This window comes from Sphingobacterium sp. UBA3549, assembly GCF_002376635.1.
Lineage (GTDB): Bacteria > Bacteroidota > Bacteroidia > Sphingobacteriales > Sphingobacteriaceae > Sphingobacterium.
The window spans coordinates 91,516-112,585 of sequence record NZ_DFOE01000017.1; the positions used below are offsets into that span (position 1 = coordinate 91,516).

Sequence of the window (21,070 nt, forward strand, 5' to 3'; positions counted from 1 at the left end):
TTAGCTAACGATCAATTTGACAAGATGAATGAGTTAGGGAAGCTTGCTAGTCAAGCTATGATTTCTCCAAAAGAGATGCTTTTTGAAAAGAAAAAGAATGCAAAAAGTTTATTTATAGGTATTCCAAAAGAGATCTCGCTCCAGGAAAAGCGGATATGTTTGACACCATTAGCGGTTGCATTGCTGGTAGAGAATGGGCACGACGTTATCATTGAGACGGGGGCAGGCAGTGGAGCCAACTTTTTAGACCATCATTATAGTGAACAGGGGGCTCGGATCGTATCTTCCCGCGAAGAAGTATACCAAGCGGATTTGATTATCAAGGTCGGTAGCCCTACTGCGTCAGAAGTAAAGTTGATGAAAGAACGCCAACTTTTATTGTCTTCTCAGCAACCCTCACTCATGAGCTTAGATGTCTTAAAGGCATTAATGCATAAAAAGATTACAGCAATTTCTTATGAGTATTTAAGAGACGAGGGTGGGTGTTTAGCGGTCGTTAGGGCCATGAGCGAAATTGTGGGAGCAACGGCAACCCTGATTGCTGGCGAATATCTGAGCAATGCGTTTGGCGGAAAGGGGCTGATGTTAGGCGGTGTGACCGGGGTAGCCTCGACGGAAGTTGTTATTATCGGCGCTGGTACCGTTGGTGAACAAGCCGCCCGAACAGCTTTAGCTTTAGGCGCACAGGTAAAGGTTTTTGATAATTCAATATATAAACTTAGGCGTTTACAGAACAATCTTGGCAGCCGTGTTTTTACATCTGTTATACAGCCAATTATTTTAAATAAGGCTGTTATCAGTTCAGATGTCGTGATTGGTGCTTTGCGGGCACGCAATGGAAGGTCTTCTTGTTTGATTTCGGAAGAAACGGTATCTAAAATGAAGCCCAATTCCGTTGTTATAGATGTAAGTATCGATCAGGGCGGGAATTTTGAAACTTCAGAAGTGACCTCACATGATCAACCCGTTTTCCGAAAATTTGATGTTATTCATTACTGTGTCCCCAATATCGCTTCTCGTGTGGCACGAACAGCAACCTATGCCATGAGTAATATTTTTACTTCAATTTTGCTCGATTTTGCTGAGCTTGGAGGATTGAAAAACGCAATTTGGAAAAATCCCGGAATCCGAAGTTCCATTTATTTGTATCAAGGTAATCTTACAAATGCTGATATGGCATCAAGGTTCAATATGACTGCCAAAGATTTGGATCTTTTAGTCGTTTCGTCTTTATAGATGATGTGTCTAAAGCGGATCTCGGAAGTGTACCTCTGGGAAACAATTGTTCGAATTATTTTTAAATTATTAGGCTAATGAAAAGAATTTTTATGATTTTATGTTCGTTGATTTCACTCGTTAAGGCGCAGGAAACAATCAATCTTTATGCAGATTCCATTCCAAATTCCACGGATAAAGAGCAAGTGAAGTTAGAAAAAAATGTTCCTAGGTTATTTGCTTATCCGGCAGATAAAAGTAGTGCTAAGAATATCGCTGTACTGGTGATTCCGGGAGGTGGGTATTCTCATATCGCTATGGATCATGAAGGGCATGCTGTTGCAAAAGAGCTTGTAAAAAATGGTTATTCGGCTTTTGTTTTACAATACCGTTTACCTTCGCCAAATATTATGCGTAACAAATCAATAGGGCCTCTTCAAGATGCTCAGCGAGCGGTCCAATTGATCAGAACGTTGCACCCTGAACTTCGCAGGGTTGGCGTTATTGGCTTCTCTGCAGGCGGGCATTTGGCCTCTACTTTAATTACCCAATTCAAGAAGGACTATATAGCGAATTCTCAGCATGTATCCCTAAGACCTGATTTTGCTGGATTAATTTATCCGGTCATCTCCATGGAGAATGATATCACACACAAAGGATCAAGAATTAATCTGATCGGAGAAAATCCATCAGAAGATCTGGTCAGATCATTTTCTTCTGAATTACAGGTCTCTCGGGAAGTTTGTCCGGTTTTCTTTGTACATGCCAAAGACGATATGGCGGTGCCGATAGAAAACAGTTATCGAATGATTGCTGCTTTGGACAAAGCAAAAGTGCCCAATAAGCTTTATGTCTTCGAGCAGGGGGGGCATGGTTTTGGGTTAATTAACAAAACTTCGGATAAATTGTGGTTTGACGCATTTTTGTCCTGGCTAGCTACACTGGATTAGCACATCAAATTAATGGTCAAAAGAAATCCAATGGGATATCGTCAGATCGACTGCTTGTTGTCTTGGCGGAATGATTTGAGACGTTGTAATGGTATGTAAGTTAATCGCATTATTCCCGACAACGATTTCATAATAAAATCCTCTAAATCGCACATCTTTTACAAAAAAAGTAGACTCTTGTGAAGGACTTATAGCAATCCATTCTTGATGGATTGCTATAGGTTTTTCGGTTGTTATACCTAAATTTTGAGCTTGCTGGATAGTTAAGATATTGCTTTTCGCCAACAATTGGGCGGTATAAGGGTGTGAAGGGGTGTCATAGAGTTGATGTGGGTTGTTTTGATCTAGGATTTTACCTTCTTTCATCACGATAAGATTATCCGCTAAAGCAAGTACTTCGGTCGGATCGTGAGAAACGAGTATAACAGTTAACCCGGTTTCTTTGACTATATCTTTTATGTCTTGTTGGAGCGTATCGCGAAATGAGGCATCAACCTGATTAAAGGGTTCATCCATAAGTAGAACTTCAGGCTCATTGATGAGGGCACGGCAGATTGCAACGCGTTGCTTTTCGCCGCCACTGATGTCTGCTACTCTTTTTCGCCCAAGGTGGTCTATCCGCAGACGTTGCAGTATTTCCGCAGTTTTATCTTGTTTACGTTTGATATTTGTATTCGGCAATTGTGAAGCAACATTGTCCCACACGTTGGCATATGTATTTAAATCGTCAAAACCCTGCGAGACTAATTTCATCGCATCGTGACCGGGAATTAACTTATCCTTTCGTGTTGGTACCTGCCAGCCTTTATAGCGCACCACACCTTCTGTTGGTTCCAATAATCCATATATCAGTCTCAATAAGGTGCTTTTCCCGCTCCCGGACTCACCTATAATAGCTGTTATTTTTCCTTCTTCAATGTCGAAGGAACTGTTTTCAACAGCAAATTGCATGCTGTTCTCATGAAAGGAAAAGCTAAGATTTTCGGCGTGTATAGCAGATAATCCGGGCACATGAATATCAGATGGAATATATTGACAAGAGGATGATTGAGCCATATTGGGAAGTCGAAAAAGGTAAGTTAATGAATAGAGATTTGACGTGTTGTTGCATCTATGATGCTGATATGTATTTCCTTTGCTTCTTCAGGAAGTAAATTTGGAATTTTCTCTGGCCACTCAACAAAGCAGTATGCTCCAGAATAAAAGTATTCCTCATAGCCAAAATCAAATGCCTCCTGTTCCTCCTTGATACGGTAAAAATCGAAGTGATATACGGGGCCACTGGCAGATTCGTATTCATTTACGATGGAGAATGTCGGGCTAGATGTGCTGTCTTGGACATTTAATTGTTTGCAGAGGTATTTCACAAAAGTTGTTTTCCCGGCCCCCATTGGACCATATAGCAGAAAAATTCGGACCTCTGGAAAACTAGTTAAAAGTGTCTGAGCTGCTTGCGATAAATCTGCGGTCGAATTTACAATAATTTCCATGGTGCAAAATTACTATTTCGGCAAGTATGTCGCAAAGGGGATAATCATTTCTTCCAAAGAGATTCCGCCATGTTGAAACGTTCCATTAAAGTAATTTACAAATTGGTTGTAGTTGTTGGGGTACACAAAATAGGTGTCCTCCTTGGCGAATACGTATGTTGAGCTCACGTGAAGTTTGGGCAATTGTGCCTCATGTGGGTTTTTGATAGCGAAGACGTCTTTGTCGATATAATTCAAATTTTTCCCTTGCTTATATCTTAAATTTGTATTTGTATTTCGATCTCCCACAATTTTACTTGGCTTTTTTACACGGATCGTGCCATGGTCAGTGGTGATAATTACGCGAACCTTTTTTTGGGAAAGCCATTTGATAGCCTCCAATAAGGGGGAATGCTCAAACCATGACAAGGTGAGGGAACGGTATGCTGCCTCGTCGTTTGCTAATTCCCGAATCATAGAGCTATCTGTACGTGCATGAGATAGCATATCCACAAAATTATACACTAATGCATTGAGCTGATTGTGCATTAAATTTCCGAGATTGTCTACAACGTCTTTTCCTTGTTCCAGCGTCAGAATTTTTGTGTAGGAGTGTTTTATGGGCTTCCGATAAAGGCGCTTAATCTGATCCTCCAAAAATTTATCCTCGTATAGATTTTTACCACCTTCGTCTTCATCATTTTGCCATAATTTCGGAAAACGTTTTTCCATTTCTAAGGGAGTTAGTCCACTAAAAATGGCATTTCTAGCATATTGTGTTGCCGTTGGCAAAATACTGAAATAGTTTATTTCCTCTTCCAGTCTAAAATAGTCGGTAATAACCTCATTAATGATCTTCCATTGGTCAAACCGCAAATTGTCTATTAAGAAGAAAAATGTAGGTACATCATCTTCCAGCGTAGGGAACACTTTCTTCTTAAACAATTGATGGGACAGTATGGGGCCATTTTCGGGACGATTAATCCAATGGATATAGTTGTTCTCTATGAATTTTGAGAACTGCATGTTAGCCTCAGATTTTTGCATGGTCAGAATTTCATGCATATTGTTATCTTCAAGCTTTTCTAGAGATAACTCCCAGTACACAAGTTTTTTATATACTTCCGACCATTGGTCATAATCTAGGTTTTCGTTGAGGATCATCCCTAAATTACGGAAGTCCTGCTGGTAGGCCATGGATGTTTTTTCATTGACGAGGCGCTTGTTTTCAGTCAATTTCTTTATCGTCATCAAGATTTGTTTGGGATTGACCGGCTTGATCAGATAATCATCTATTTTAGAGCCTATCGCATCTTCCATGACATGTTCTTCTTCATTTTTAGTCACCAGCACAATAGGGACAGAAGGATTGATAGACTTCAGTATACCGAGTGTTTCAAGTCCGGTTAAACCGGGCATATTCTCGTCTAAAAAAACGAGATGGAAAAAACCATTTTTAAAGGCTTCAACAGCATCATTTCCATTATTGACGGTGTCAACTTTATATCCTTTGCTTTCTAAAAATAGGATATGTGGTTTTAGAAAGTCAATTTCATCGTCAGCCCAGAGAATATGTGTTTTTTGCATCTGCTATATATGTGTTTAATTACTAGAGGAGGACCGTGTTTCTATGAATGAAATAGTGTAAAAGAACAACTCTTACCTATTTAACGGATTTTTGATCTCATGCTAACTTAAGCAAATATCGTGCTTTAGATTTTATTTTTAACATTTCTTAACGATGAACTAACTATCTTTGTTTTAAGTTTATACTGATGTTAACCCAGCGTTCGGGATTTAAGAGCCAGGTTTCATAATTTATAGTGTTGATGATCGCATTAATTTGTCGCCGCCTTGAACAAAAATAAAATTATAAATGATCCGGTATACGGGTTTGTTTCGATCCCCACAGGATTGGTCTTTGATTTGGTACAGCATCCTTATTTTCAGCGACTCCGCTATATCAAGCAGGTGAGTATGACACATCTCGTCTATCCAGGTGCATTACATACTCGTTTTCAGCACGCCATTGGATCGATGCATTTGATGGCGATGGCTTTGGAAACCTTAAGAAGCAAGGGTGTATTCATTTCGGACACGGAAGAGGAAGCAGCTCTTTCAGCTATTTTACTCCATGATATTGGGCATGGCCCCTTTTCCCACTCATTAGAACATAGTTTAATTGAAGGCGTTTCGCATGAGTTGTTGTCTTCGTTGTTAATGGATCGAATCAATCAGGATTTAGACGGAAGGTTGAGCCTTGCAATTACCATTTTTAATAACAAATACGAGCGGAAATTTCTTCACCAATTGGTGTCGAGCCAGTTGGATGTTGATCGGATGGACTATCTCAATAGGGATAGCTTTTTTACTGGAGTATCTGAGGGAGTGATCTCATTTGATCGTATCATAAAAATGCTCAATGTGGTAGCGGATGAAATTGTTGTGGATTATAAAGGGCTATATTCAGTAGAGAAATTTCTGATAGCACGGCGACTGATGTATTGGCAAGTATATCTGCACAAAACCGTTATTGGTGCTGAGCAGTTACTGATTAAAATTCTGCAGCGGGCAAAATATTTGACGGCTGCTGGCTATGAACTCTTTTCTACTCCAGCTTTTCATTGGTTTTTAAGCCAGCAAATCAATAAAAGTAATTTTTTGGACAACCCGTTGCATTTAGACTGGTTTACTCGTTTGGATGATACAGATATTATGTCTGCCATAAAAACATGGGAGTGTCATGAGGATCATATTTTAAGTACAATGTGTCAACGGGTAATGAAGCGTGATTTATATCGCTCTGTATTGAGCAACAAACCTTTTTCGCGCGAATATATTGATTTGGTGAAAGCAAAAGTACAGGCGGAAATCGGCGTGGCGATGGAGGATATTCACTATTATGTATTTACTCAGGAAATTCAGAATCGCGCGTATAATTCATCCCAGGATCAAATAAAAATTTTGTTAAAATCGGGCGAACTTGTCGATATAACGGAGGCTTCTGATCTGGGGAATTTAGAAGCACTGTCGAAAAATGTCGCTAAATATGCTTTGTGTTATCCAAAAGAGGTGAGATATGTTGCAATTCCTTCCACCAAGTAGTTATTTTTTAATAAAAAAACATAGATTTGTACCATGCAATTTACTGCTCAACAAATAGCGACATTATTAGAAGGACGGATTGAAGGAAATCCAGCGGTTGCGGTAGGTAACCTTGCCAAAATTGAGGAAGGTAAAAAAGGTGATCTTTCTTTTTTGTCGAATCCAAAATATGAGCATTTCATATATACTACTGATGCCTCGATTGTTATTGTTAATGAAGATTTGCAATTGACACATTCGACTAAACCTACATTGACGATTATACGGGTTAAGAATGCCTATGCTGCTTTCTCTACTGTCCTAAATATGTATAATGAGTTTCGCCTTGACAAAAGTGGACGAGAGGAACCTCATTTTATACACGACGAAGCTGAAATCGGCCAAGGGGGGTACATCGGTGCTTTTGTATATATTGGCAGAGGAGCATCGATCGGTGATCATGTGAAAATTTACCCACAGGTTTATATTGGAGATAAAGTTACGATTGGAGATAATACAACGCTCTACCCAGGAGTGAAGATTTATCATGATTGTAAGATCGGTAAAAATGTGGTGGTACATTCAGGTGTTGTCATCGGATCAGATGGATTTGGATTTGCACCACAAGAAGACGGAACATATAAAAAAGTTCCTCAGATTGGCCATGTTCAAATAGAGGATAATGTTGAGATTGGCGCAAATACGGTAATTGACAGAGCAACCATGGGAGCTACCATTGTGCGTGATGGCGTGAAGTTGGATAATTTGATCCAGATTGCCCATAATGTTGATATTGGAAAGAATACTGTCGTCGCGGCGCAGACTGGTATTTCCGGTAGTTCAAAAATCGGAGAGCATGTGGTATTGGGCGGTCAGGTTGGTGTAGTTGGGCATATTGTTATTGCTAAGGGATCCCAAATTCAGGCCCAATCCGGAGTGAATAGATCGATCAAAGAAGAGGGTAAGAAGTGGGGCGGTACACCGTTGATGCCTTATCAGCCACAATTGAGATCCAATGTAATTTTTGCTCGTCTTCCTGAATTGGAAAAGCGAATCCAGGAATTAGAAAAATTAGTAGAAAAAAAATTAAAATAATTATTTTTCATTGAAAATAAGCTGTTCTTTAATTGTGATGAAACAGTAGTTTATCGTAGCACTATATCATTAAAGGGTATAGCACAATCAATAAATGTTTTGTCAAAAGAAGTTTTGATTTAAAAATATGTTATTAGAAATGAATGTAAAACAGCGAACCATCAAAAACGAGGTTGAGATTTCGGGGGTAGGTCTTCATACAGGGAAAATTGTATCGATGACCATTAAACCAGCTCCGGAAAATCACTGGTTTAAGTTCAGACGTGTAGACTTGGAGGGGCAGCCAGAAATTTTGGTTGATGCAGATAACGTGACAGACACTTCGAGGGGGACGACAATTACTCAGAATGGTGCAAGTGTTAGTACAATTGAACATTTGATGGCGTCGTTAATTGGTTTACAAATTGATAACGTCCTGATTGATATAGATGGTCCCGAGATACCTATCTTAGATGGAAGTTCAGCTATTTTTGTAAAGCTGCTTGAAGAGGCAGGGTTTGAGGAGCAGGATGCTGACAGAGATTATTATGAGATTTCCAATAATATCCATTATGCAGAGCCTGATCGTAAAGTCGAGATATTGGGGATGCCGATGGATGGCTATAGGATGACCTGCATGATCGATTTTAACTCGCCGGTGTTGGGAAGCCAACATGCTGCGATTACTTCAATTGACGATTTTAAATCCGAAATTTCATCTTCACGTACCTTTTGCTTTTTGCATGAGTTAGAAATGTTGGTGGATCATGGGCTTATTAAAGGCGGTGACCTAAGTAATGCCATTGTTATTGTGGATAAGGAGACTTCACCTGAAGAATTACAGAAATTAGCTCATCTTTTTCATAAAGAAACCGTAGCAGTTGCCAAAGAAGGAATATTAAACAATAATCAATTACGCTACCAAAATGAACCTGCCCGACATAAACTGTTGGATATGGTTGGAGATTTGGCACTCGTTGGGCGACCGCTGAAAGGCCATATTATGGCTGCTCGGCCGGGGCATGCCGCCAATGTTGCCTTTGCGAAAAAGATAAAGGAGCAGATTAAGAAAGATAAAACACGTAAAAAAATTAAAGTTTACGATCCTAATATGCCAGCATTATACGATACGGTAGAAATTATGAAGATTTTGCCGCATCGTCAACCTATGCTTATGGTGGATAAGATTCTTGAATTGACCGAAACACATGTGGTGGGCTTGAAGAATGTTACCATGAACGAAGATTTATTTATGGGACATTTTCCTGGAGCGCCATTATTTCCAGGCGTATTGCAAGTAGAGGCTATGGCGCAGACAGGAGGAATTTTGGTTCTTAAAACAGTTCCTGATCCGGAAAATTGGCTGACTTTATTTCTGAAAATTGAAAATGCCCGTTTTAAAGCGCAGGTAACCCCCGGAGATTCTGTTATTTTTAGATGCGATTTGATGGAGCCGATTCGAAGAGGTATCGCAAAAATGAAAGGTGTGGCCATGGTAGGAGAGAAGATCGTATGTGAAGCCGAGCTTATGGCTCAGATCGTAAGAGTAAATAACAACTAAAGTAGTATAGATGATACAGCCATTAGCTTATATTCATCCTGAAGCAAAAATTGCTAAAAATGTGGTCATCGAACCATTTGTAACCATTTATAAAGACGTCATCATTGGTGAAGGCACTTGGATAGGCTCAAATGTGACGATTATGGATGGAGCACGAATAGGAAAAAATTGTAAAATATATCCCGGTGCCGTAATTTCTGGAGAGCCTCAAGATTTAAAATTTGATGGTGAGATTACAACAGCGGAAATTGGTGATAATACGACCATACGGGAGTGTGTAACAATCAATAGAGGCACCAAAGATAGATATAAAACAGTCATTGGGAAAAATTGTCTAATTCAAGCATATAGTCATGTTGCGCATGATTGTGAAGTAGGTGATAATTGTGTTTTCTCAAATAACAGTACGCTTGCAGGACATATTACCGTGGGTGATTATGTCGTACTGGCTGGGATGGTAGCTGTTCATCAATTTGTCAAAATTGGTTCGCATGCATTTGTTACCGGTGGTTCATTGGTACGTAAGGATATCCCCCCCTTTGTTAAAGCGGCGCGCGAACCTATTTCTTATGCAGGGATTAATTCGGTTGGATTAAGAAGAAGAGGATTTTCGGAAGATCAGATCGCCGAAATTCAGAACCTCTATCGAATTCTTTTTGTCCAAAATAGAAATTTAGCGAAGGCTATAGAAATTATAGAGGCTGAATATCAAGCAACAGAAATTCGGGACGAAATTTTGGATTTTATTCGGAATTCGGGCCGAGGTATCATGAAAGGATTCAATAATAGAGCGATGTAATCGCATTATCGGTTCTTGTGAATTTGAAAATTACATTAAAGGATATTGGTAGGAGGTATAATAATGAATGGATTTTTAGGCATATAAACTATACCTTTGAGTCCGGAAAGAGTTATGCCATCCTCGGTCATAATGGCTCGGGAAAATCTACTTTTCTGAAAGTGCTTTCGAGTAGTTTGACACCTTCTGAAGGTGAATTGGTCTATAACTATGGAGACGAAGTCTTAGGTGTGGATCAAGTATATCAGCAACTTTCTCTTGCAGCTCCATACGTTGAATTGATAGAGGAATTTACTTTAATGGAGCTGATTGATTTCCATTTTAAATTTAAAAGCTATCTTCCTTCTTTTGATAAAGAAACTGTTATCAGCTTATTGGGACTGGAACATGCGCTTGACAGAGAGATACGTTTTTTTTCATCCGGTATGCGACAGCGGGTAAAGTTGGTACTAGCATGTTGTTCCGCATCTTCGTTGGTCATGTTGGACGAACCTACAAGTAATTTGGATAGTTCCGGTGAAGAGTGGTACTTAACTTTAATCGATCGCACGAAGTTAAAATCTAGAATTCTTGTCGTCTGTTCGAATCAGAAAAAAGAATATGCGTTTTGTGATGAACATATTTCAATTCTGGACTTTAAAATCTAATTATTACGGGTTTCCATAACCCTTTCCTTCACCTCGATCGCTGTGTACATAAACCCTAAAAAAATGCATTTTTAGTGTATTTACCTTCCGAACGCTAACGCTGATTTTTCTTCCTATTGAAAATAGCTTTTTCCATAAAAAGTAGTGAAGGAAATTTTTATAACACAATTAGTTTTTGTATTTTTGACGACTCAATAATGAGATAACCGTTTAAAGTTCAATTCAAAGAATGGCTAAGGCATCAGAGGTAAAATCAGGAAATATTTTAAGATTTAACGGAGAATTAGTTTCCGTGGAAGAATATATACACCGTACACCAGGCAATTTGCGCGCGTTTTATCAAGCTAGAATGCGCAATGTTAAAACGGGTAAATTAGTTGAGTATCGTTTTAGAGTTGACGAATCTGTGGAAATTGCACGCGTAGAAACAAACGATTATCAGTATTTATATGAAGATGGTGAATTCTTCGTTGTAATGGATAATAGTACCTACGAGCAATTTAATATTCCTAAGTTTTTGTTTGGTGATTCAGCCCGTTTCTTGAAAGAGGGAATGACTGTCATTATTGCTTTTGAAAGTGATGAACCTATCATGGCAGAAGCACCGAAAAGTGTTGAATTGGAAATTACATATACCGAACCGGCAGTAAAGGGAGATACGTCTACAAATGCATTAAAAAAGGCAACTGTAGAGACAGGTGTCGAGATTATGGTGCCGTTGTTCATTAATCAAGGTGAGAAAGTAAGAGTTGATACGCAAACTGGTAACTATATCGAGCGCGTAAAATAACATAAAGATTTTAGGTTTAGGTTGATTATTCGGTCTTGTTAGCGCTCGCTACAAGGCCGTTTTTTTATCCTTATAAAGTTCAATAAAGTAGACCATTGGACTTTTTAGTCTTTGGGGAGGTTCGACTTGATCTTATAGCTTATGTGAATGCAATGGATGATGGGGTATCTTTGTTTATGGTTGAATGAGCCCAATGGAATGCCATCTTTAAGTTATCGATAGGAGTTGTTTTGTCATGAAAAAATTATTTAGATGAAATCGAAGAATGAGCTTAGGCATACATACAGAGCGAAGAGATGTCAATTGTCTATCGCTAGAGAGACAGCCCTCAATAGCATGCTTCTGAACCAATTTATGAAAATTGATCTCTCCAAAGTAAATCTTTTACATGTTTTTATTCCTATTGAAAAATATCACGAGCCAAATACGTATGCTATCATAAATTACGTTCAAGAATTTCATCCTCAGATAAAAATCGCTGTTTCAAGATCTAATTTTGAAGACTATTCGATGAAGCATTATCTATTTGATAAGCAAATGAGATTTGAAAAGAATGCATGGGGAATATCAGAACCAACTGCAGGTGCTGAAGTTGCTCCGTCGGATATCGATATGGTTCTTGTGCCCTTGTTGATCTTTGATCTTTTTGGCTATAGAGTGGGATATGGAAAAGGCTTTTATGACCGTTTCTTTTCTCAATGTAAAGTTGATGTTCAGCGTATTGGATTGTCTTTTTTTGAGCCGATTGACGTTATTACGGATCGAAACGAACATGATGTTCAGTTAACTCAGGCGGTAACACCCTATCATATCTATCATTTTGTCAATGAATAGGATTTAGTTGAAATAATCAGGCCCTATCCTGCGCATATCACTAGTATACGATCTGTTTTCTATAATAGCCTACGGTAGGTGGATCATCCTCCAATTTTGGTTTGATTTGGCCCCATGGTGATTTAATTAAAATTATTTTTTATTTTTAATGCGATTTTCAATGCCTGCGCCAATATGTCTAGATTTTTTCTAATTGTTTTTTTGTTAGCGATTATACCGTTTCACATTGCTCGTGGAATGGGGCTGATGAGTTCAAACTCCTCGATGGAAGAAAAAAATTTTTATGAAACAATCATAAAAGAATCCACGAAACATCAATCTTCCAATTTGGCGTTGAGTAAATATCTAGCACCGTATTTTAGCCAAGCTGTACGAAAAAATGATAAGGCGCTTCTTGCAATCTATTATTGTTTGCTGGCCGACCAGTCTTTTAATGATGAAGGAAAGCGAAATAGCTTTAGCGATAAATACTATCTTAAAGCATTGGATCTAGATGGGGGATACAGTTATCAAAATGTGAAAACTTGGGTGAAAGTCATGTATGGCTTTTATCTTTATAGATGTTTAAAAGCATCTGAAGCTTTGCCATTTATTCTTGAAGGCGAAAAAGGCCTTGAAGATATACCGAAAGAACTGGTGTTGGATATCATACAGACCTATAAAAAGCTTGGTTATTTTTTTGGGACCTTGGGTGATTATACGTCTGGAATCAAGTACTTGACCTTAGGCCAACAACAGGAAACAATTCCGCCTAGATTGAGGGCCGAAATTCTAGACAATTTAGGGATGTTGACGCTTAAAAGTGGGGGGGATACAGTGCAGGCCATGAAAAATTTTGAGCTCGCTCAATCCTTGGCTCTTGCGGAGAATGATTCATTGCGCTACGCGAAGATTTTGGGCAATCAGGCCGCTGTCTTCGAAGGTATGAAAGACTATCGTAAGGCCTTATCACTGTTGGAGAAGGATCTTGAAATTTCTAGATCAATAGGTGATAAACGAAATACGATTTTTGCCTTAATGATGCAGATTAGACTAAATATTGCCAGACAAGAAATAACTGATGTTCCTCACATGATTAGCGAGGCCGAGTTGCTTTTATCAGGTTCAGATGATAAGAAGACAATATTGGAACTTGAAATTCATAAATTACATTTGGCCATTCATAATCGGGAAATTGGGCATGAATTAGATGCACGTAGGAGGATTGAACGCCTGCAGGACTCGTTACGATTTCTCGATGGAGATCCTGTATTATCCCAATTGAAATTTATGGCAGATAAACAGAAATATGCGGATAAATTATCTTTAGCGCAGGCGGTAATTAAGAAAAAGCAAGCCGAAAGAAGATTATGGCTCATATTAAGTTTATTGGTGTTGGTGTTATTTTTCTTTGTTTACAACGCCGTTCGCTATCGGGCAAGAAAACGTATTCGCGATTATGAATATCAGCTACTCAACCTGAAGTATACAAAGGCTGAATTAGATAGGGAACTAATGAGTTCAAAAAGTCAGGTTGAAGAATATGTGGCTTATCTTAAGCGAAACAATGAACAGATCAATGTGCTCTCAGCATTACTAGCGGAAAAGGGCAACAATGTTGAAAGAGATCGCGAGGAGCTTAAAATCTTATTGCAGTCGCACTTGATTACAGAGGAAAAATGGCAGGAATTTAAGCTGCTGATTATGAAAGAATTTCCTAATCTATTACAAGAAATACAATCTAAATTTTCCGATATCACCGAATCCAATTTACGTGTAATTGTACTGATGAAACTGGGACTTAATAATAAGGAAGTCGCCAATGTTTTAGGGGTTACTCCAGATGCGATCAAAAAATCGATGCAGCGTTTGAAAAAGAAACTTGGAGATCAGGCTGGGGTGCTTATGGAATACATTTCCGACAAAGAATTTGTTTAAATGGGCGCGATCACTAGTGGAGGAGTTTAAATTAATTCGCTTCTTGATGAATCATATGAATACAGATGACTCAACTATGGGATCTCTCAAAAAGCTATAGTATAGCGTAGTTGGGGCACTCTAGTTTCGGCCTTCGGATGACAGAGCCGTTTGATAGGGGGCAAGTTAAGACCATGTTATTGCCAAGTTCGCCCTGTAAGCAGCTTGAGTGTACAGTGAGTCCACCTTGAGTCCACCTTTTAAGGTGCTTTCACTGTGCCTGCATGTTTTTTACTACTCGGGAGCAGGGCGAGCACGGGGCGAAGTTGTCCATACGCTATTCACAACAAAGTCCCCTGAAAATTACAAGATTTACAATTGTCATTTTACTCAAATTTGGAAATCCTTAAAAATCAACAAGATGCTTGACAACAGGGCTTTACTGTGGTATCTTTAGGTATGGGAATAAATGATAATGGATTTATCAGGGGCCTGGTCGGTCCGCTGGTGAATAGAAAAGTTGGCAATAAAAACTACCTGCAGAGCAGACCACATCGTGTCAAACAGACTGATGATACCAAAAGAGCTAGTAAAGATTTTGGAAATGTAAGTCGTGCTGGCGCACTGATCCGGATGTGTTTCGGCGAAATACATCAAGGGCTTCATGATGGGCAGATGGGCAATCGGCTAAATAGGCAGATCTACCGGGCAATAAAAACAAATCATGATTGCGAAAAGGGAAGCCGCACACCGAGCAACAGCATATTGGATAGATTGGTGAATTTTCAGTTCAATGAAAACTGTCACATGCAGGATTATTTTTTTATCGATCCGGTAGTTTCCCTGAACAAGAAGAAAGATCTTAAAATATCATTCCCGGAGTTTGATATCAAAAGAGCGCTGGCCCTTCCTGACAAATGCAATGCGGTGGTATTCAAATTTCATGCCTTCTCATTTGATTTTGATGAGTTTGAGCCCACAGAGATAAAAGAGGTAGAGTGGGAATACGATATTAAGTATAGAGAGAATGTGATACCGGCAAAAAACTTGATCATTAAATGTGGCGATTTTGTCGGTAGTTCAATATTTGTTGGGTTTACGATGCTCTATCTGGAAAAAGGGAGCTATCGGTCAAATGTACTCAATGAAGTAAATTTTAATCCAGCTTCTATTATGGCTGCTTTTCAGCTTTGAGACGGATAAGATGAGCTGCGGATCGGGGAGTTTTTTCTGCAAAAAGAGAAAGGAGCCAAACAATCCAATTTACTATGACCAAAAATATGACCGTCTCAGTGCCCTGGACGGTCATATTAAATGTAGAGCTCAATGGGGCCTATTTAATCCAGTGGATTTTCTTTCAGATTTTTTTCCCAAGCCCAAGCAGAAGCCATCATTTCATCAATTCCCAGTTCGGCTTTCCAATGCAGTTGTTCCGCAGATTTGGTCACATCACCATAAACCTTGATGACATCACCATCCCGGCGTGGGCCAATTTCATAATTCAATTTTTGACCGGATGCTTTTTCAAACGCTTTGATGGCTTCGAGTACTGAATACCCCTTGCCGGTACCCACATTGAATACATCATATTTCCCGTTCGGATTTCCTTTGTCCAATAAGTTGATTGCTGCAACGTGTGCTTTTGCCAAATCAACCACATGGATATAATCCCTTACGCACGAGCCATCTATGGTGTCGTAATCGTCACCGAAAACTGTTAGTTTTTCTCTTTTACCGATTGCGGTCTGTGTAATGAATGGTAATAAATTCTGAGGCACACCGTTTGGCAATTCGCCTATCAGTGCGGACTCATGTGCTCCAACGGGATTGAAGTAGCGCAATGCAATAATATTATAGTTATCGTATGCAGTAGCTGTTTCTTCGAGAATTTCCTCCGCAATTTGTTTGGTATTACCATAAGGGGAAGTCGCTCTTTTGACAGGTGCACTTTCATTGACAGGAAGTGTATCTGGTTCGCCATATACAGTACAGCTTGAAGAGAAAACAAAATTAATCGGCTTATTTTGATAAGCTTCTAACAAATTGATTAATGAGAAAAAATTGTTGTGGTAATATTTTAAAGGTTTTTTGACAGATTCGCCTACAGCCTTTGACGCGGCAAAGTGGATAATCCCTGATATATCCGTATTTTCTTTAACAAATTCGTTCACACGGTTTGTATCACACAGGTCAAATTGGTGAAATTCGGGTTTAACCCCGATAATCTTCTCAATCTGATCCAAAATCTTGATGTTTGAATTGGATAGATCGTCTATGATGACAGGTATGTATCCTGCTTGATGTAGTTCGACTACGGTATGCGAACCGATGTAACCCGTTCCTCCTGTGACTAATATTTTTTTGTTCATTATTGTTGATTATAGTAAGTAAAGTCTTTCTGTCTTGCAGGTAAGGCAAAATATAAGATATTGTTCCCTATGCTTCGGCACGCGGATAATTTTGATTTTTATTTTCCACTCATGGCTTCCTTTTAATGAAATGGGTTTAATATCTTTGACTAAGATAAACATTATTTTAAAAACATGCGTTTGCTTTATTCAATTGGAATCGTTCTTTATGGACTCTTACTGCGTATTTTAGCTCCTTTTCATGGTAAGGCCAGGCTCATGGTAACAGGGCGGAAAGACTGGTATCAAAGGATGAAACAAACGGTTGATTCTACCCAAAAACATATCTGGTTTCATTTTGCTTCGTTGGGAGAATTTGAGCAAGGAAGACCTGTTTTGGAGTCTGTAAGAAATACGTATTCTGATCATAAAATAATTGTAACATTTTACTCTCCCTCGGGCTTTGAGATCCGAAAAAATACGGCTTTGGCCGATTATGTGTTTTATCTTCCCTATGATACGGCGCAGAATGCGCGACTTTTTCTTGACCTCATCAACCCAAGCTTCACCGTATTCACGAAATATGAATATTGGTATTATTTCTTTGAGGGTCTGTATAGACGGGGCATTCCTTTGTTTTTGATCTCAGCAATATTTAGACCCGATCAGATCTTTTTTCAGACATATGGTAACTTTTTTCTTAAGATTTTAGGCTATGTGACTTACTTTTTTGTGCAAAATGAAGAAAGTGTCCGTCTTTTAAAAGAATTTGGGATACGCAACGCCGGGCTTGCAGGAGATACCCGATTTGATCGGGTAGTAGACCTCCCTAAAAGTAAGAAAATGATTCCTGAGGTCATCCAATTTATTGGTGAACATCCAACTTTGGTGGCTGGAAGTACCTGGCCACAAGATGAACAAATGCTAAGAGAATTGTTTGCGGATTATCCGGCCTATAAACTCATCTTGGCTCCGCACGAGATTCATGAGTCACATTTGGCGAGTATTTTCGCTCTTTGGCCAAATGCGCTCCGCTTTTCGAATATGGCTAGTTATGATGCTGTTACAATAGCAGACGCTCGTGTATTGGTTATCGACAACATTGGTATGCTTGCTTCGTTGTATGGTTATGGCCAAATAGCCTATATTGGTGGTGGATTTGGGGTGGGAATACATAATACGCTGGAGGCCGCAACTTATGGCATACCGGTTCTATTTGGTCCAAATTTCAAAAAGTTTCAGGAGGCGAAGGATCTTGTACAGAATGGTGCAGGTTTTTCTATTGAAAGTGGTAAAGAACTCCATAAAGCTTTTGCTGCTCTTCAAGATTGCGGTTTCCGCCAGGAAGCGGGAAAGTTGGCCCGTGAATATGTGCTGCAAAACGCTGGAGCAACGCCGATTATTATGAAATACCTTAAAAGTAATCTTGTTAAAGTATAAGCGGCGGCTATACAGCTACCGCTTATGTTTTACAGTTTAATAGTAAGTATATCTTCTTACACCGGTTATATGGCGGGATAAGCGCATTACCTGATGTGAGTATCCATATTCATTATCGTACCAGATATACAGAACAATATTTTTGCCGTCCGCAGAAACTATTGTTGCTGGAGCATCGACTATAGCAGCGGCACTGGTGCCAATGATATCCGATGAAACAAGTTCATTGTTTTTGGAAAACATAATCTGTTCAACAAGGTTACCCTGCAGCGATGCCTTTTTTAAAAGGGCATTGATTTCGTTGACCGTAGTTTTGGATTTGATTTGAAGATTTAATATCGCCAATGACCCATTTGGGACGGGAACACGAATAGCGTTTGAAGTCAGTTTGCCCGTTAGCGAAGGCAACACTTTTGCAACGGCGTCCCCTGCTCCAGTTTCGGTGATGACCATATTGAGTGCGGCGGCCCGGCCCCGCCTGGATTTCTTGTGCATATTGTCGACAAGATTCTGGTCGTTGGTATAGGAGTGTATGGTTTCAATATGCCCTCTATCTATTCCTATTGTATTTTCAAGTACAGCTAAAATGGGAGATATCGCATTAGTGGTACAAGAGGCCGCGGAAAAGATCTTATGTTTTTGCAAATCGCTATCATTTTCGTTGACCGCATATACGATATTTGGGACCCCTTTCCCGGGAGCTGTTAATAATACTTGTTCGGCGCCTTTGGATTTCAGGTGGCGACTAAGTTCCTGCGCATCGCGAAAAGCCCCTGTATTGTCGATGATTAAAGCATTTTCTATACCATAGATTGTGTAATCAATATCCTCGGGTTGTTTTGCGGAGATCAGATGGACGGTAATTCCATTGATGACGAGTGCCGGATTTGCTATATCGGCCTGCACATCGCCTTCGAATGCATCGTGTATGGAATCCGTTTTTAATAGTGCCGCTCTTTTCAGAATCGATTTGCTATCATTGACGTCGCGAGTTACAATGGCGCGGAGACGAAGCTGCTGTCCCGCACCGGTGTTAAGCATAAGTTCACGGGCCAGTAAGCGACCGATACGACCAAAGCCATAAAGCACCACATCACGTGGCTTTAATTTCTCCTGTTGATGCATGTCCTGTAACTCCGCAGTAATGAAATTGTGTAGGTCATTAGCGGAAAAGGTTTTTTTCTTGGCCTGTAAAGTGAGTTTCCCAAGGTCAATACGAGCGGGAGAAAGTGGCGATTTTTCCAATAGCTGTGCGATTTGCAGTGTGTCAAGAATGTCGACCGGCTCGTCGGTAAGCAGGGCACTTTCCTGAATCAGGTTTAGGATAGCACTCGGTTTTGCATCAAAGAGTCGATTTCGAAAGAATACGAGCTCTACGGCGTGGTTATACCACAGGTTGCTGACAATTTGAATTAAGTTTACGGCAGCATTATGTTGCTCTCTGTAACTTTTGATCTCTAAGTCAAAAGATGGCTTGTGTGACATAATAATTTTATAATAGATTATGTTACAAACATAGGACAAAGTAGGTAGAAAACTGTCTTAAATTTCCATTTTCACAATTTTTAGCGCTAAATCGCTTTTTGTATTAATGATTTTATAAAATATAATATCTTTATTTGCTAATCTTCTATTATAAATAAATCAGACATGATGCGATCGGCCATTAATTTACCCGCATCTGTTAAACGTAAGTTGTTTGGCTCCAAAATAAGATTCTTCGCTGCTATAAATGGTTCAGCTTCTTTTAAGACGCGATCTTTAACGGATCGTCCAAACTTACTTTCCAGTGCAATTAGATCTAGTCCCCACATGGTTCGCAACGATGTCATGATATTTTCATTGATCTGGTCAAGCGTGGAAAGCTCCTCAATTTCCAGGGGAAGTTGGTCTAAATTAATGGATGTCATATATTTAGCATTATTAGAAACATTCCATGACCTTGAAGTTCCATTGAATGAATGAGCTGAAGGGCCGATGCCAAGATAATGTTTGCCTTTCCAATAATTTGTATTGTGACGAGCATAACAGCCGTTTTTTGCAAAATTGGAAATTTCGTACTGCTCATATCCCGCGGATTTCAAGGTATGAATAAGAAGACTCATCTGATCAGCTGCCTGATCAGAATCTATGGCTGGAGTTATCCCTTTATTTATAAAGTGATCTAATGCTGTTTTCTTTTCCACAGTCATGGAGTAGGAAGAAATATGAGGAATTTCAAAGTCAATCAGTTGTTGCATATTATGACGCCATTTTTCCGTTGTCAATAACGGATAGCCATAAATAAGGTCACAGGTAATATTTTCAAAGCCTGCATCTTGCACACGCATTATCGATGCGACTGCTTCCTGTTGATTATGCGCTCTGTTCATCCATTTGAGATCTTCCTCAAAGAATGATTGTATACCTATGCTGAATCGATTGATTGCTGTATTCCGCAGACTGTTTACTTTGGCGGCATTTAGATCGTCTGGATTGGCTTCTAGTGTAATTTCAGCGTGATCTGCAATATCAAAATGCTTCGCGATCGTCTCGATGATCCGCGCGATCTCATCCGCTTCCAATAAGGACGGTGTGCCGCCGCCAAAATAGATAGACTCGATCTTTTTGTCTTCCAAATACACTGCTCTAAGCGCAATTTCCCGTTTTATAGCATTGATCATCTCGCTTTTGTACTGAAGTGAAGTGCTAAAATGGAAATCGCAATAATGGCAAGCCTGTTTACAGAATGGGATATGGACATAAATCATAGGTACAAATATACCAAGACCTAATCAACTTGGCTCTTTATTCGTATGATTTCTTCTCCTATAGGCTCTTGTCGGCGCAATACGTGTTGTATTTCACTGGATAGCCCTTAAAAGTAGCCATCCATGTATTGGCTTTAGCATAGGATGAATATTTTATGACTTCCATCACGGGCAGCCAAGCAAGAGGGATTTGCGATAATGGGTATCCAATTT

The 21,070-nt window shown here is 39.4% G+C and carries 18 protein-coding genes; 12 read left to right on the forward strand and 6 right to left on the reverse strand.

Features of this window, described 5'->3' with window-relative positions:
- Nucleotides 1-24: 24 nt before the first annotated feature.
- Both B2W36_RS09110 and B2W36_RS09115 read left to right on the forward strand, forming a co-directional pair.
- Nucleotides 25-1,236, forward strand: a complete 1,212-nt coding sequence (locus tag B2W36_RS09110; protein ID WP_293887548.1) for an alanine dehydrogenase — start codon at nucleotides 25-27, stop codon at nucleotides 1,234-1,236.
- A 77-nt stretch (nucleotides 1,237-1,313) separates the two neighbouring features.
- Nucleotides 1,314-2,165: an alpha/beta hydrolase gene (locus tag B2W36_RS09115; protein WP_293887549.1), complete on the forward strand. Its 852-nt coding sequence runs from the start codon at nucleotides 1,314-1,316 to the stop codon at nucleotides 2,163-2,165.
- 9 nt (nucleotides 2,166-2,174) lie between these two features.
- Here B2W36_RS09115 and B2W36_RS09120 read toward each other — a convergent pair whose 3' ends face one another.
- The 3 genes from B2W36_RS09120 to B2W36_RS09130 are packed head-to-tail and all read right to left on the reverse strand — an operon-like array spanning nucleotide 2,175 to nucleotide 5,221.
- On the reverse strand, nucleotides 2,175-3,221 hold the full coding sequence (locus B2W36_RS09120; protein ID WP_293887550.1) for an ABC transporter ATP-binding protein: 1,047 nt from the start codon (nucleotides 3,219-3,221) through the stop codon (nucleotides 2,175-2,177).
- Between the two features lie 23 nt (nucleotides 3,222-3,244).
- Nucleotides 3,245-3,655 (reverse strand): tRNA (adenosine(37)-N6)-threonylcarbamoyltransferase complex ATPase subunit type 1 TsaE, encoded by a 411-nt coding sequence (gene tsaE / locus B2W36_RS09125; protein ID WP_293887551.1) that lies wholly within the window; start codon nucleotides 3,653-3,655, stop codon nucleotides 3,245-3,247.
- 12 nt (nucleotides 3,656-3,667) lie between these two features.
- Nucleotides 3,668-5,221 carry a PglZ domain-containing protein gene (locus B2W36_RS09130; protein WP_293882606.1) on the reverse strand — a complete coding sequence of 518 codons (1,554 nt, stop codon included), beginning with the start codon at nucleotides 5,219-5,221 and terminating at the stop codon, nucleotides 3,668-3,670.
- Between the two features lie 267 nt (nucleotides 5,222-5,488).
- Between B2W36_RS09130 and B2W36_RS09135 the strand changes: the two genes are divergently transcribed.
- The 9 genes from B2W36_RS09135 (at nucleotide 5,489) to B2W36_RS09175 (ending at nucleotide 15,513) form a co-directional block, all read left to right on the forward strand.
- The gene (locus B2W36_RS09135) at nucleotides 5,489-6,739 is read left to right on the forward strand and encodes an HD domain-containing protein (RefSeq protein WP_293887552.1); all 1,251 of its coding nucleotides are present in this window, start codon (nucleotides 5,489-5,491) and stop codon (nucleotides 6,737-6,739) included.
- A gap of 33 nt (nucleotides 6,740-6,772) precedes the next feature.
- Nucleotides 6,773-7,813, forward strand: a complete 1,041-nt coding sequence (gene lpxD / locus B2W36_RS09140; protein WP_293887553.1) for a UDP-3-O-(3-hydroxymyristoyl)glucosamine N-acyltransferase — start codon at nucleotides 6,773-6,775, stop codon at nucleotides 7,811-7,813.
- Between the two features lie 139 nt (nucleotides 7,814-7,952).
- Complete coding sequence (locus tag B2W36_RS09145; protein WP_209577816.1) at nucleotides 7,953-9,353, forward strand: bifunctional UDP-3-O-[3-hydroxymyristoyl] N-acetylglucosamine deacetylase/3-hydroxyacyl-ACP dehydratase; 1,401 nt, start codon at nucleotides 7,953-7,955, stop codon at nucleotides 9,351-9,353.
- Nucleotides 9,354-9,363: 10 nt separating this feature from the next.
- The gene (gene lpxA, locus B2W36_RS09150) at nucleotides 9,364-10,152 is read left to right on the forward strand and encodes an acyl-ACP--UDP-N-acetylglucosamine O-acyltransferase (RefSeq protein ID WP_293882618.1); all 789 of its coding nucleotides are present in this window, start codon (nucleotides 9,364-9,366) and stop codon (nucleotides 10,150-10,152) included.
- Between the two features lie 17 nt (nucleotides 10,153-10,169).
- Complete coding sequence (locus B2W36_RS09155) at nucleotides 10,170-10,799, forward strand: ABC transporter ATP-binding protein (RefSeq protein WP_313447683.1); 630 nt, start codon at nucleotides 10,170-10,172, stop codon at nucleotides 10,797-10,799.
- A gap of 229 nt (nucleotides 10,800-11,028) precedes the next feature.
- Entirely contained in the window at nucleotides 11,029-11,589 is a 561-nt protein-coding gene (efp, locus tag B2W36_RS09160; RefSeq protein WP_209577505.1) for an elongation factor P, read from the forward strand.
- Between the two features lie 252 nt (nucleotides 11,590-11,841).
- The gene (locus tag B2W36_RS09165) at nucleotides 11,842-12,423 is read left to right on the forward strand and encodes a 5-formyltetrahydrofolate cyclo-ligase (RefSeq protein ID WP_293887555.1); all 582 of its coding nucleotides are present in this window, start codon (nucleotides 11,842-11,844) and stop codon (nucleotides 12,421-12,423) included.
- Between the two features lie 174 nt (nucleotides 12,424-12,597).
- Nucleotides 12,598-14,340: a transcriptional regulator gene (locus tag B2W36_RS09170; protein ID WP_293887556.1), complete on the forward strand. Its 1,743-nt coding sequence runs from the start codon at nucleotides 12,598-12,600 to the stop codon at nucleotides 14,338-14,340.
- Between the two features lie 438 nt (nucleotides 14,341-14,778).
- Nucleotides 14,779-15,513, forward strand: a complete 735-nt coding sequence (locus B2W36_RS09175; RefSeq protein WP_293887557.1) for a hypothetical protein — start codon at nucleotides 14,779-14,781, stop codon at nucleotides 15,511-15,513.
- 143 nt (nucleotides 15,514-15,656) lie between these two features.
- Here the strand turns inward: B2W36_RS09175 and galE are convergent, their stop codons facing one another.
- Nucleotides 15,657-16,688: a UDP-glucose 4-epimerase GalE gene (galE, locus tag B2W36_RS09180; protein ID WP_209577534.1), complete on the reverse strand. Its 1,032-nt coding sequence runs from the start codon at nucleotides 16,686-16,688 to the stop codon at nucleotides 15,657-15,659.
- A 174-nt stretch (nucleotides 16,689-16,862) separates the two neighbouring features.
- On the opposite strand from galE, the gene B2W36_RS09185 reads away from it, so the two are divergent.
- Nucleotides 16,863-18,107, forward strand: coding sequence for a 3-deoxy-D-manno-octulosonic acid transferase (locus B2W36_RS09185; RefSeq protein WP_293887558.1), 1,245 nt, complete (start codon nucleotides 16,863-16,865; stop codon nucleotides 18,105-18,107).
- A 36-nt stretch (nucleotides 18,108-18,143) separates the two neighbouring features.
- On the opposite strand, the gene B2W36_RS09190 is transcribed toward B2W36_RS09185, so the two are convergent.
- A complete protein-coding gene (locus B2W36_RS09190) occupies nucleotides 18,144-19,592 on the reverse strand; it encodes a glyceraldehyde-3-phosphate dehydrogenase (protein ID WP_293887559.1) in 1,449 nt (482 codons plus the stop codon).
- Nucleotides 19,593-19,729: 137 nt separating this feature from the next.
- The gene (gene hemW, locus B2W36_RS09195; protein WP_293887560.1) at nucleotides 19,730-20,857 is read right to left on the reverse strand and encodes a radical SAM family heme chaperone HemW; all 1,128 of its coding nucleotides are present in this window, start codon (nucleotides 20,855-20,857) and stop codon (nucleotides 19,730-19,732) included.
- Between the last annotated feature and the right edge of the window lie 213 nt (nucleotides 20,858-21,070).

Bases quoted from the DNA above. Each gene is read 5' to 3' on its own strand.
- lpxA (WP_293882618.1), top strand. From the start codon at position 9,364: ATGATACAGCCATTAGCTTATATTCATCCTGAAGCAAAAATTGCTAAA.
- tsaE (WP_293887551.1), bottom strand. From the start codon at position 3,655: ATGGAAATTATTGTAAATTCGACCGCAGATTTATCGCAAGCAGCTCAG.
- B2W36_RS09120 (WP_293887550.1), bottom strand. From the start codon at position 3,221: ATGGCTCAATCATCCTCTTGTCAATATATTCCATCTGATATTCATGTG.
- B2W36_RS09115 (WP_293887549.1), top strand. From the start codon at position 1,314: ATGAAAAGAATTTTTATGATTTTATGTTCGTTGATTTCACTCGTTAAG.
- lpxD (WP_293887553.1), top strand. From the start codon at position 6,773: ATGCAATTTACTGCTCAACAAATAGCGACATTATTAGAAGGACGGATT.
- B2W36_RS09130 (WP_293882606.1), bottom strand. From the start codon at position 5,221: ATGCAAAAAACACATATTCTCTGGGCTGACGATGAAATTGACTTTCTA.
- B2W36_RS09185 (WP_293887558.1), top strand. From the start codon at position 16,863: ATGCGTTTGCTTTATTCAATTGGAATCGTTCTTTATGGACTCTTACTG.
- B2W36_RS09175 (WP_293887557.1), top strand. From the start codon at position 14,779: ATGGGAATAAATGATAATGGATTTATCAGGGGCCTGGTCGGTCCGCTG.
- B2W36_RS09110 (WP_293887548.1), top strand. From the start codon at position 25: ATGAATGAGTTAGGGAAGCTTGCTAGTCAAGCTATGATTTCTCCAAAA.
- B2W36_RS09145 (WP_209577816.1), top strand. From the start codon at position 7,953: ATGAATGTAAAACAGCGAACCATCAAAAACGAGGTTGAGATTTCGGGG.
- efp (WP_209577505.1), top strand. From the start codon at position 11,029: ATGGCTAAGGCATCAGAGGTAAAATCAGGAAATATTTTAAGATTTAAC.
- galE (WP_209577534.1), bottom strand. From the start codon at position 16,688: ATGAACAAAAAAATATTAGTCACAGGAGGAACGGGTTACATCGGTTCG.
- B2W36_RS09170 (WP_293887556.1), top strand. From the start codon at position 12,598: ATGTCTAGATTTTTTCTAATTGTTTTTTTGTTAGCGATTATACCGTTT.
- B2W36_RS09190 (WP_293887559.1), bottom strand. From the start codon at position 19,592: ATGTCACACAAGCCATCTTTTGACTTAGAGATCAAAAGTTACAGAGAG.
- hemW (WP_293887560.1), bottom strand. From the start codon at position 20,857: ATGATTTATGTCCATATCCCATTCTGTAAACAGGCTTGCCATTATTGC.
- B2W36_RS09165 (WP_293887555.1), top strand. From the start codon at position 11,842: ATGAAATCGAAGAATGAGCTTAGGCATACATACAGAGCGAAGAGATGT.